Annotated in this window: 7 protein-coding genes and 2 pseudogenes; 4 read left to right on the forward strand and 5 right to left on the reverse strand. The window is 70.2% G+C overall.

Annotation, left to right across the window (positions count from 1 at the left end; genetic code table 11):
- Positions 1-269, reverse strand: a pseudogene (locus tag Q0C41_RS25370) (hypothetical protein); the annotation flags it as partial.
- A 51-nt stretch (positions 270-320) separates the two neighbouring features.
- On the opposite strand from Q0C41_RS25370, the gene pcnB reads away from it, so the two are divergent.
- Positions 321-1,628, forward strand: coding sequence for a polynucleotide adenylyltransferase PcnB (gene pcnB, locus Q0C41_RS25375; RefSeq protein WP_291988700.1), 1,308 nt, complete (start codon positions 321-323; stop codon positions 1,626-1,628).
- On the opposite strand, the gene Q0C41_RS25380 is transcribed toward pcnB, so the two are convergent.
- From Q0C41_RS25380 to Q0C41_RS25395, 4 genes and pseudogenes are all read right to left on the reverse strand, one after another.
- A complete protein-coding gene (locus tag Q0C41_RS25380) occupies positions 1,625-3,841 on the reverse strand; it encodes a TonB-dependent receptor (protein WP_291988702.1) in 2,217 nt (738 codons plus the stop codon). The genes pcnB and Q0C41_RS25380 overlap by 4 nt on opposite strands.
- 34 nt (positions 3,842-3,875) lie before the next feature.
- Positions 3,876-4,967, reverse strand: a complete 1,092-nt coding sequence (gene serC, locus Q0C41_RS25385) for a 3-phosphoserine/phosphohydroxythreonine transaminase (protein ID WP_291988704.1) — start codon at positions 4,965-4,967, stop codon at positions 3,876-3,878.
- Entirely contained in the window at positions 4,957-6,168 is a 1,212-nt protein-coding gene (locus Q0C41_RS25390; protein WP_291988706.1) for a DUF1015 family protein, read from the reverse strand. Before Q0C41_RS25390 ends, serC begins: the two co-directional genes overlap by 11 nt.
- Before the next feature lie 45 nt (positions 6,169-6,213).
- Positions 6,214-7,104, reverse strand: a pseudogene (locus tag Q0C41_RS25395) (serine hydrolase domain-containing protein); the annotation flags it as partial.
- Between the two features lie 285 nt (positions 7,105-7,389).
- Here Q0C41_RS25395 and Q0C41_RS25400 point away from each other — a divergent pair.
- From Q0C41_RS25400 to Q0C41_RS25410, 3 genes are all read left to right on the forward strand, one after another.
- Positions 7,390-8,685 (forward strand): M23 family metallopeptidase, encoded by a 1,296-nt coding sequence (locus Q0C41_RS25400; RefSeq protein ID WP_291988710.1) that lies wholly within the window; start codon positions 7,390-7,392, stop codon positions 8,683-8,685.
- A gap of 289 nt (positions 8,686-8,974) precedes the next feature.
- Complete coding sequence (locus Q0C41_RS25405) at positions 8,975-10,612, forward strand: M20/M25/M40 family metallo-hydrolase (protein ID WP_291988712.1); 1,638 nt, start codon at positions 8,975-8,977, stop codon at positions 10,610-10,612.
- A 134-nt stretch (positions 10,613-10,746) separates the two neighbouring features.
- Complete coding sequence (locus Q0C41_RS25410) at positions 10,747-11,784, forward strand: winged helix DNA-binding domain-containing protein (protein ID WP_291988714.1); 1,038 nt, start codon at positions 10,747-10,749, stop codon at positions 11,782-11,784.
- The last annotated feature ends 184 nt before the right edge of the window (positions 11,785-11,968 follow it).

The following is an 11,968-nucleotide window of genomic DNA, read 5'->3' on the forward strand; positions in this document are numbered from 1 at the left end:
GCGGCGTCGAGGTCCCCGGCCACCCGGCTGGCGCGATGCCGCTCCAGCAGGGCCCGCCCGAGCAGCAACCCAGCCTCGTTCTTCGAGCCCGGCCGTGCCGCGGCGTCGCGCGCCGCCGTGATGGCCTCGTCGTACTTCTCGGCGTTGTAGAGCTGCCTGGCGCGCGCCAGCGGGTCCACCGGTGCCGGCTGCGCCAGCACCGTCGCGCTGCCCGCCATCAGGAGCGCCAGACCGGCCCATCCGTGAATGAAAACAGTAAGTGCTTGCATGTCAGCCACTTCCAAACCTCGAACCCCGGCGACTTGCTATACTCCCGAGGCGTGGTCACTCCAATTGTCGTCGCGAGGAGCGAGCATGGCCTCTCGCGGCGGGACATCGACCCCGATGCCCTCCGCGTCCTCTACCGCCTGCACGCGTCCAACTTCGAGGCCTATCTCGTGGGGGGCAGCGTACGCGATCTCCTCCTCCATCGTCGTCCCAAGGACTTCGACATCGGAACGAGCGCGCACCCGCACGACGTCAAGCGCCTCTTCCGCAACTGCTGGATCATCGGACGGCGGTTCAGGCTCGCCCACATCCGCTACGGCACGAAGACGATCGAGGTCGCGACGTTCCGCAAGCAGGTGACCGGCACCCCGGAGCCGCAGGAGCAACACTTCCGCCCCGATCATCCGGACGACGGCGACCTGCCCATCGTCGCCGATCCGGGTGCGGATGTGTCGGCCGAGATCATCGACCGGCCGATCCAGCGCGACAACGAGTACGGCACGCCCGAGGAAGATGCCTTCCGCCGGGACTTCACCGTCAACGCCCTGTTCTACGACATCGGGACCTTCTCGATCATCGACTACACTGGCGGCCTCGAGGATCTCGACCAGCGGCTGATTCGCTGCATCGGCGATCCCGACGTGCGGTTCGTGGAAGACCCGGTCCGCATGCTGCGGGCGCTCGTCCTGGCCGCCCGTCTCGACTTCAGCGTCGACGGCGAGGTGATGGACGCCATCGAGCGCAAGGCCCCGCTCATCGGCCAGGCGTCGTCGGCGCGCCTGCTCGAGGAGTACTACAAGATTCTGCGCAGTGGGCACGCGCGCTCGTGCTTCGACCACCTCGCCGACAGCGGGCTGCTCGAGCACATGTCCCCCGAGCTGCTCAACGACGATGGTCCGCTCACCGAGGCCTTCGAGGCCGTCGACGCCTACCGCCGTCGCTTCGACGACGCCCCGGAGACGCTGAGCAATCCGATTCTGGCCGGCACGCTGCTGCTGCCGCTCGGCCTGCTGAAGGACGAGGGGCATCGCTACCGGTACCACGACGACTGGGAGCGCGACGCGCCGCACATGCTCGGGCAGATGCAGGTGGCCCGCAAGGACATCGAGAAGCTGCGGCACCTGCTGTCGCTGCAGAAGCGCCTGCTCGAGACCAACGCCCCGGCCCGCGTGCAGCGCGCCCTGATGCACCGCGGCGCCTTCCGCGATGCCCTGACCTGGCTCGACATCCACGGGGAGTACCCGGAGGTCGTCGAGCACTGGGAGACGTTGCTGCGCGAAGATCCACCGACGCCCGTGCCCGAGGACGACGGCGTACGTCGGCGGCGACGTCCCCGTCGGCGCCGGCCCCCGGTGCGCTAGAACGTCACCCTGACGCCGGCGCGGACGCGTCGGGGTGGGCCGACGGTGCGCTGCGGCGTGCGGCCGGTGTCGTAGTCGGCGTCGAAGAGGTTCTCCACGGCGACGAAGCCACGCAGGGCGTCGGCGAAGCGGTGCTCCCCAATCAGGTCGGCCACCGTCGACGTCCCCAACTCGAACAGATTGCGGTCGTCGTCGAACTGGCTGCTGGTCCACCGGACCTGGGCGGCGATCATCGACGGCGCGAACGGCTGCCAGCGGACGTCCACACCGCCCTGGGCGATGGGCACCTGCGGGACGCGGTTGCCCTGGAGGCCGGGTTCGCCGGACTCGTCGAAGCGGGACCGCGTCCACGCCAGGGTCCCGGCCACCGACAGGGACGACAGCACCTGCACGCGCCCTTCCACCTCGAGCCCACGTGCGCCGATCTCGCCGGCGTTGCGGCGTTCGCGAGTGATGAGCGTGGGGGTGCTGGTCACGGTGACGTTGGTGATGGCGTCCTCGAGGCGGGCGGCGAAGAGCGTCGCGCGCAGCGAGACGCGACGCGGCTCCCACGCGAGGCTGACGTCGCCCCCGGTGACCCGTTCCATCTCGAGCGCGGGGTTGTTCTGGGTGAGGGCGTTGCCGGCCCGGAACGAGCGGAGCCGCTCGTTGAGCGTCGGCGCACGGAAGGCGCGGTAGCCACTCGCCCGCACGGTGAACGCGTGCGGCGCGGACCAGGCCACGGAGGCCTTGGGCGAGAGCGCGTTGATGTCGCGCGTGCCGCCGGGCGTCGTGTCGACATCGATGGCATCGCCGCGCAGCCCGCCCACCACGACGAGACGCGGCGCGGCCGCCCACGTGACCTGCGCGAAGCCGCCGAGCATGTCCTGCTGGCCATCGGCGATGGTCGGGGCGCCCGTCGGGCGCCGTTCGATCATGTCGCCCTCGACCCGACGCATGTCGCCGCCCGCCAGCAGCACGACGCGCCCGATTGCCCGCACGTACTCGGCCGACGCCCCGGCGCTCGTGGCGCTGACCCGCTGGCGTGAACTGAGGGTCTCGCCGGTGCGCGTGGCGTTGACCGCCGAGAACGCCTGGTCGTAGCCCTGTCCCAGCGCGAAGCCGCGCACCCGCAGGTCGCCCCAGGGTCCGGCGCCCGTGACGTCGATGCTCGCCTGGCGCTGGTTGGTGTCGTTGTCCTGCAGCGGGGTGCCATTGGTGCGGTCTTCGTCGTACACCTGCGCGCGCAGCGACGTGCGCCAGAGCCGCGTGATGGCGGCACCGGCACTCACCGACACCACGGAGGACTCGACGCCCGCCGGCACGTCGATGGGGCCGCGAATCTCCGGCGCAATCGGAATGGCGCCGTCGGTCGTGCTCCATTCCCCCGACACCGAGCCGAGCCAGGGCCCGCGGCGGGTCCCGGCCAGCGCCGACACCCGGCCCGTCGCCTGGCTGCCGCCCTCGACGAGCAGGCGCGCCACTGGCGACGACGGCTCCACGGACAGCACCTGGATCACGCCGCCGGCCGCGTCGGCGCCGTAGAGATCGCTGGCGCCGCCACGGACGACTTCGACGCGGTCGATGGCGACCTGCGGCACGCGGTCCCAGCTCACCCACCCGCCGAACGGGTCGTTCAGCGGGACACCGTCGGCCAGCACCAGCGTGCGGCTGGCGCCAGAGGCCGACAACCCCCGCAGCGTGACGCCCTGGGTCGTCGGGTTGGCCGTTCGCGACGGCGACCGCCGAAACAGCGAGAAGCCCGGCGTCAGTCGCAGCACGTCGTCGAGGGTGCCGGCGGCCGTCACTTCGAGATCGCGGCGCGACAGGACGGTGGCGTCGGCCGGCAGTTCGGCCCCTCGCACCGGTCGGCGCCCGGCGGTGACGGTCACCTGCTCGGTCCGCGCCGCTGGCTGGAGCGTGACGTCGAAGGCCGCGGAGCCAGGCTGCAGGGCCTCGAGGTGCTCGGCGAATCCCGGGGCGGACACGCGCAACAGCAGGGGCCCCGGTCGCTCGGGGACCGGCACGGTGGCGACGCCATCGGGCCCGGTGATCACCGCTCGACCGCTACCGCCATCCTCGGCAGTGACGACGGCGCTGGCGCCGGCAATGGGATCACCGAGCGTGTCGGACACGCGCACGCGCAGGTCAGCCGCCGGAGGCTGCGCGGCGCCGAGCGAGGAGAAGACGAGCGTGGCGAGAAGCGCCACGCACCACTGACGGGGGGAGTTCACGATGATTCCTGACTACGGAAGACGGGAGACACGGTCACCCGTGCGTGCGCTCGAACTCGCGCATGAACTGGACGAGCGTCTCGACCCCGGCCTCCGGGAACGCGTTGTACATGGAGGCCCGCAAACCGCCGGCCGAGCGGTGACCCTTGAGCCCGTCGAGGCCCTCTCGGGTCGCGTCCGTCGCGAACGCCTCGTCCAGGGCCTCGTCGCGCAGGCGGAACGTGATGTTCATGAGCGATCGCGCGTCGCGATCGGCATGACCGCGATAGAAGCCCGTGCGATCGATCTCGGCGTAGAGCGTGCCGGCCTTGCGGACGTTGCGGCGGCCAATCGCCTCGAGGCCACCTTCGCCCTGCATCCAGCGGGCGACCAGGCCGAGGATGTAGATGCCGAACGTGTTCGGCGTGTTGTAGCGCGAGCCGTTGGCGGCCTGCACCGCATAGTTCAGCATCGTCGGCAGCGCCTTGGACGAACGCGACAGCAGATCCTTGCGGATGACGACGAGGGTGACGCCGGAGGGCCCGAGGTTCTTCTGGGCGCCGGCGTAGATGACGCCGAAGCGCGCCACGTCCATCGGCGCGCTGAAGATGTCGGAGGAGGCATCGACGACCAGCGGGACGTCGCCGGTCAGCGGCATGGTGGGCCACTGGGTGCCGTAGATGGTGTTGTTGGTGGTCACGTGCACGTAGGCGGCGGCCGGGTCGAGCTGCAGCTCGTCCTGGCGCGGCACGCGACGGAAGCCGTCGGGCTCGGTGGTCCCGGCCACGCGCACGGTCCCCGCCTTCTGCGCTTCGGCGATGGCCTTCTGCCCCCAGACGCCGGTGATGACGTAGTCGGCGCTCTGCCCCGGGGGGAGGAGGTTCATCGGCAGCATCGAGAACTGCAGACTGGCACCGCCCTGGAGGAACAGGACGGCGTGGCTGTCGGGGATGCCGGCCACGTCGCGCAGGGTGGCCTCGGCGTCCTCGAGGATGCCGTCGAAGGCCTTCGAGCGGTGGCTGATCTCCATCACCGACATGCCGACGCCCGGCAGCATGAACAGGTCACGCTGCGCCTCGCGCAGCACGGGTTCGGGCAGCGTCGCCGGGCCCGAGGAGAAGTTGAACAGGCGTTGATCAGATTTCATGGATCAGCAGGCCGTCCCTGAGCTTGGGCTCGAACCAGGTGGACTTGGGAGGCATGATGGCGCCGGCGTCGGACACGGCCATGAGTTCGCCGAGCGTGACGGGATACATCGAGAACGCGATCTCGGCCTTGCGGCTCCGGACGAGCGCTTCGAGGGCACTGGTGCCGCGGATGCCGCCGACGAAGTCGATGCGGGTGTCGGTCCGCGGATCGGCCACCCCCAGGATCGGCGCGAGGATCTGGTCCTGTAGCCGCGAGACATCGAGGGTGCGAATGGGATCGGCGGTGTCGGTGGTGTCGTCGCCGAGCGTCAGCGTGTACCACTTGCCGCGGATGTGGACGCCGCACTCGCCCTTGCGCGAGGGGTCCGGCGACCCGGCCGTCATCGGGAAGCGCTGCGACAGCACCGTCAGCAGGGCCTCCGGCGTGTGGCCGTTGAGATCCTTGACCACGCGGTGGTACGGCAGGATCCGCATCTGCGTATCCGGGAAGGCGACGGCGAGGAAGAAGGCCGCTTCTTCATCGGGCTCGGCGCCCAGCGCCTCCTGCGCCCGTGCGGCGCTGGCGGCGCGGTGGTGCCCGTCGGCGATGTAGAGCTGGGGCACGTCGGCCATGGCGGCCTGCAAGGCGGTCGCCTGTGCCGGGGTGGCCGCCCACACCGTGTGCCCGATGCCATCCTCGGCCACGAAGTCGTAGAGAGGGGTTCCCGCGGTCACGTCGGTCAGCGCCGCGGCGGCCGCGGGGGTGTCGCGGAAGGTCAGCAGCACGGGCCCGGTCTGCGCGCGGAGCTCGGTGATGTGGCGGGTGCGATCGTCTTCCTTGTCCTTGCGCGTCCGCTCGTGCTTGACGATGACGCCGCGACGGTACTCGTCCACGGAGAAGGCACCGGCCAGACCGGTCTGCTCGTGGTCGCCCATGCGCAGGCGATAGACGTAGAGGCGCGGGGCCTGGTCCTGAATCAGCGCGCTCGAGCGGAAGGCCTCGAAGGTCTCCCAGGCCCGGGTGTAGACCTCATCGGCATACGGCGACACGGTCGGCGCGAGGTCGATCTCGGCGCGCGACACGTGCAGCAGGCTGTTGGGACGGCCCTGCGCCAGGGCGCGCGCCTCCTCGACGTTGACCACGTCGTAGGGCACGGACGCCATCTCGGCGGCGATATCGGGACGGGGACGGAGAGCGCGGAACGGTCGAACGAGAGCCACGGGACAATTCTAGTGAATACCCACGGGGCGAGGCGGGAAATCGCCTCAGTGCGAGAGGAACGTCATCCCGCCGTACTCCCAAGTCCAGGGCACCCAGGTCTCGCCGAGGATGAAGGCGACCAGCCGCGGAAACGCCGGTTCGGCCCGCACGTCGTTGGAGAGGATCACGACGCACGCCCGTCCGCGTTCGACACACACCCAGGTGTTGGCCGTCGAGTCGTTGTGCCCGCCCTTGAAGAAGCCGGGGCCCTGCGGACCGTCGCAGACGACGACGCCGAGGCCGGCGGCGAGGTCCGGTCGGCGACGGTCCACCGGCAGTTCCGGCTGGAGCGACGGGAACTGCGACGCGGTCGTGATCGGGCGCTGCGGCCGGGTGAGTTCGGCGCGGCCACGCGCCGAGAGTCCCTCCCCGCGCACGTAGGCGGCGGCGAATCGGGCGATGTCGGCCATGGTCGTGTCCATGGACCCGGCGGCGCGCGGGCGGCTGCGTTGGTCGTGGGGCACGGGCTTGCCCTGCGCGTCCCAGCCGTCGGCGAGGTTGGTGGCGAAGTCGGCGCGCCACATCATGCTGGTGCGTGTCATCCCGGCACGATCGAAGACGCGACGCTGCATCTCGGCGCCGACGTCGAGTCCCAGCCCCTGCTCCAGGACGAACTGCAGGAGGATCAGTCCCTCGCCGGAGTAGGCGTACCGGGTGCCGGGGTCGAAGTGGAAGCGGAGTTTGCCGTCGGGCTCGAGGAAGGCGAAGTTGGCAAAGCCGGAGGCGTGGGTCAGCAGGATGCGCGGCGTCAGCTGCCGCCACCGCTCGTCGCCCTTCAGGTCCGCCCATGGGCCGGTGCCGGCCATCGGCGGAGAGTCGGGCAGCGGCCGGGGCAGGTAGGTCGCGATGGAGGCGTCGAGGTCCAGCCGTCCCTCCTCGACCAGCTGCATGACCATGAAGGCGAAGGGCCCCGGTCAGCCGCATCACCTCGAGGAGTTCGGCGTCGATGGCCGCGGCCGTCCGGTGGACCTGGGCGTTGGCGGCCACGGGGAGGGCGACCAACAGCAGGCCGAGGAGGGACGTACGCATGCGCCGGTCGCCCGGACCGGGGTTCGCCAGACCGCGCCCCCAGCTCTGCCCATGACGTTTTTGGGGCAGCGAATCGCTACAGTATCGGCAGCAACGACAATTTTCCGTAGCTCGCCGATTCAAATGTTTGTATCCTGCCCTCCGACGTGACGATGCGAACCCTCCCTCTCGCCCTGTCAGCTGTCGTCGCCCTGGCGGGCTGCTCGGCACAGCCGGCGCAGCAGGCCTCGGTGACGAGCCTGGCCGCCGTGCAGGTGCAGGAGCAGGCCACGCGCCTGATCGAAGCCCGTGTGCCCCGCAACGCCACGCTGGCGAGCCTGCTCCGTGCCCATCAGGTCAGCGACGACATCGTCAATCATTTCGTCGAGGCGGCGAAGAAGCAATTCGACCTGCGCCGCATCCGCGCCGATCGCCCGTACCGGCTCCAGGTGGGCCTCGATGGGGCGATCCGCGAGTTCACCTACCAGATCGACGCCGACAAGTTCCTGAAGGTCGTCGGCGGCGACGACAAGGCTGCCGATGCGCTGCCCGACTACGACGTCCAGGTGCTGCCGTACGAGAAGCACAAGGCGCTGATGTCGATTCGGGGCGAGATCTCGCGCGAGGCGCCGTCGCTGATCGCCGCGGTGAACGTCGCCGGCGAGAGCATCAGCCTGGCGCTCGAGTTCGCCAAGGTCTTCGAAGGAGAAGTGGACTTCGGCAACGAACTCCAGCCCGGCGATTCCTTCGAGATCCTGTTCGAGAAGGTCGTGCGCGAAGGCGAGTTCGGCGGCTACGGCGACATCGTCGCGGCCCGGTTCACCACGAGTGGCCGCAGCTTCGAAGCCTTCCGGTACGCCATTCCCGGGCAGAAGGCCGACTACTACGACCGGGACGGGCGCTCGATGCGGCGCTTCTTCCTGAAGTCGCCGCTCAAGTTCGAGCCGCGCGTCACGTCGGGGTTCTCGTTCCGCCGCGTCCACCCCGTGCTCAAGACCGCCCGCGCCCACCGCGGCGTGGACTACGGTGCCCCCAGTGGGGCCCCGGTGCTGTCGGTGGCCAGCGGCACGGTGACGCGCGCCGGCTGGACGGGTGGGGGCGGCAACTCGGTCTACATCAAGCACGACAACGGCTACGAGACCCGCTACCTGCACTTCTCGAAGATTGCGTCGGGGCTGCGCGCCGGGATGCGGGTGTCGCAGGGTGAGCTGATCGGGTACGTGGGGTCCACGGGGCTCTCCACCGGGCCGCACCTGCACTACGAGCTGCTCAAGGGCGGCACGCACGTGAACCCGCTCGACGAGCACCGGAAGCTGCCCCCGGGGCAGCCGATTCCTTCCGCCGCGCTCGCCGCCTACGTCGAACACCGCGACCGCCAGGCCTATCGCTTCGCCGGTGCGCCCGATCGCCCGCTGGGCCAACTCGCCCGCGCGGTCACCGCCTCGCCCGGGCCCGTCGCCGGCAACTAGCCTCACCGGACGCCTCGCCGAGGCGTCCCTCCCATGTGAAATGTGCCGCTGCGCGTCGACCTGAAGGTCGACGCCTACAGTCGGCGGCGGAGCCGTCGCGCATCGCCACGCGTCGCCGCTGCATCGGACCCACGACCAGGCTGGAGGCTGTCCAGAGTCGCGGCACAACGCCCCGATCCAGGGACCGGCTCAGCCCCTGGCGTGACGGAGCGGTAACATCAGGCGTTCGCCCGTCGTTCTCCGCTGTAGCCCGGAGCGCCGGGCATCCGAGTTTCCAAGGAGTGTTCCGATGATGTGTTCGACCCTTCCAGGCGGGGTGCGCCGCGCCGTGACCGCCGTCGCCCTGGCGGCGGCGCTGGCTGCGCCCGCAATGGCCCAGGTGCGCGACGAGGCCGACCTCGACGCCGTCTACCGAATCAAGCAGGAGGGCACGAGCAACTCCAAGGTGATGGAGACGCTGAGCTACCTGACCGACGTCCACGGCCCGCGCCTCACCAACTCGCCGCTGATGCATCAGGCGGCCGCGTGGGCGCAGACGCAGATGACGTCGTGGGGCCTGGCCAACGTCCACACCGAGAAGTGGGGACCGTTCGGCCGCGGCTGGGTCAACGACCACACGTCGATCACGATGACGACGCCACAGCCGTTCGTCATCCAGGGCTACCCGAAGGCCTGGACGCCCGGCACGGCCGGCGAGGTCACGGGCACCGCGGTGCTCGCGGTGATCGACAAGGAAGAGGACTTCGCCAGGTACAAGGGCAAGCTGAAGAACACCTTCATCCTGCAGTCGCCGACGCGCGACTTCCAGGCGTTCTTCGAGTCGCCCCTCCGGCGCTACACCGACAAGGAACTGGCCGATCTCGCCAGGGAGCAGGTGGGTGGCGACGACCGCATGCGCCGCTACCGCGCCCAGATGGGCCAGTTTGCCGGCATCGCCGTGTTCCGCGAGAAGCGGATGAAGTTCTACAAGGACGAGGGCGTGCTGGCGGTGCTCGAGATGTCCCCGGGCGACCGCGGCGACAACGGCGCCATCCGCGTGCAGGGCACGTCGCCGGGTGAGGGCGGACGCACGAAGGACGAGGAGGCCCTGCTGCCGCAGGTGGTCCTCGCCGCCGAGCACTATGGCCGCCTGCAGCGGGTGCTCGAGAAGAACATCCCGGTGTCGCTGACGGTGAACGTGAAGAACCGCTTCATCGACACGAGCGCCGACGTCTACAACGTGATCGCCGAGATCCCGGGCACCGACAAGGCCGACGAAGTGGTGATGATCGGCGCGCACTTCGACTCGTGGCATTCGGGCACGGGCGCCACCGACAACGGCGTCAGCTCCGCAGTGATGATGGAAGCCCTCCGCATCCTGAAGGCCACGGGCCTGAAGCCGCGGCGCACCATCCGCCTCGCGCTGTGGACCGGCGAAGAGCAGGGCCTGCTCGGCTCGCGCGCCTACGTCAAGGAGCACTTCGCCGACCCGGCCGACATGAAGCTGAAGCCGGAGCACGCGAAGCTGTCGGTCTACCTCAACATGGACAACGGCGGCGGGGCCTTCCGCGGCATCTACCTCCAGGGCAACGAAGCGGTCGCCCCGACGTTCGGGGCCTGGATGAAGCCGTTCCAGAACTTCGGCATGACGACGGCGACCATCCGCCCGACGGGCGGCACCGACCACCTGTCGTTCGACGCGGTCGGCCTGCCGGGCTTCCAGTTCGTTCAGGATCCCCTGGAGTACAGCACCCGCACGCACCACACGAACCTCGACGTGTACGAGCGCGCGATTCCCCAGGACCTGATCCAGAACGCCATTGTCGTGGCCTCGTTCGCGTATCAGGCGGCCAACCGTGACGCGCTGCTTCCGCGCAAGCCGCTGCCGGCGCCGCGCCCCGCGCCAGGGCAGCGCCCGGCGACGGCGCCCGCGACGAGCCAGCAGTAGACGGGGCTCAAGGCTCTGGGCTCAGGGCTCAAAACGAAGGCCCAGGGCCCAAGACCCAAGGCCCCCCTCTGCTGCTGCGCGATCGTCTTCACCACCAGCACCTGCTCGGCGAGGGTCTGCCGTCGGTTGGCGCGGTGGTCCGCTGGTTCGGGGCGGTGCAGGCGCAGGAGGTGCCTGGCGCGACGTGGGCCCTCGCGAGGCGCGTATCGACGCGGATTTGCGAGTCCGACGTCCTGGCAGCGCTCGACGCCGGAGACATCATCCGCACCCACGTGCTGCGGCCGACGTGGCACGTCGTGGCGCCGGAGGACCTGCGCTGGCTGCTGGCGCTCACGGGGCCGCGCGTGCGAGCCAGTCAGGCCGCGCGCTACACGGAGCTGGGACTCGATGCCGCGACCTTCTCGAAGGCAGAGCAGGTGTTCGCGCGAGCGCTCGGCGACGTGCCTCATCTGACACGCCATGCGCTCGGCGATCAGCTCGGGCGGGCCGGCATCGCCACCGAGGGGCAGCGCCTGCCGCACCTGCTGATGCACGCCGAACTCAGCGGCCTGATCTGCAGCGGACCTCGGCAGGGTCGTCATTTCACGTACGTCCTCGTGGACCAGCGCGTGGCTCCTGCCGCGACGCGGAGCCGCGAGGATGCGCTCGCCGCCCTGATGACCCGCTACTTCACGAGCCATGGGCCAGCCACGGCGCACGACGCGGCCTGGTGGTCGGGGTTGACGATCCGTGACGTGCGGGAGGGCGTTGGCCTGTCGGGCGATGCGCTCATCGCGCACCGCATCGATGGTGTGCCGCACTGGTCCGGCGCGGGCGACGGCACCGAGTACGGTGCGCGCGACGGCCGCACGCGCCCGAACGCGCCGGTGGTCCATCTGCTGTCGAACTTCGACGAGTACACGGTGGCCTACCGGGACCGCCGTCCGCTGCTCCACGCGGGCGCCGAGCCCTCCACGCTCGCGCAGTCGGCGCTGCTCAGCCAGCCGGTCATGATCGACGGCCGCCATGGCGGCCGCTGGCGGCGCACGATCCCAGCCCGCGCCACCGCGCCGGTCAGCGTGGAGGTGCATCTGCTCGACGCGCCGGCCCCGGCCATCCAGCGGGCGCTGGAAGCCGAGGTCGAGCGCTACGCCGGATTCCTCGCGCGCCCTGTGGGGCTGCTGATCGTCTGACAGCGCCGTCGGCGAAGAAGTGGGATTCAGTACTCAACAGCGGTGGCTGTTCAGGGCATACTTCCGGTGTGGCGAAGAACACCTTGAGAGTAGCGGGGCTGTTCGCGGGCATCGGCGGGATCGAACTCGGTCTTCAGATGGCCGGTCACCACTCCACGCTGCTCTGCGAACTCGACCCCGGAGC

Source organism: Luteitalea sp., from assembly GCF_022842525.1.
GTDB lineage: Bacteria > Acidobacteriota > Vicinamibacteria > Vicinamibacterales > Vicinamibacteraceae > Luteitalea.

Excerpts from the sequence above, each read along its gene's own strand:
- serC (WP_291988704.1), bottom strand. The coding sequence starts at position 4,967 with ATGAAATCTGATCAACGCCTGTTCAACTTCTCCTCGGGCCCGGCGACG.
- Q0C41_RS25400 (WP_291988710.1), top strand. The coding sequence starts at position 7,390 with ATGCGAACCCTCCCTCTCGCCCTGTCAGCTGTCGTCGCCCTGGCGGGC.
- Q0C41_RS25405 (WP_291988712.1), top strand. The coding sequence starts at position 8,975 with ATGATGTGTTCGACCCTTCCAGGCGGGGTGCGCCGCGCCGTGACCGCC.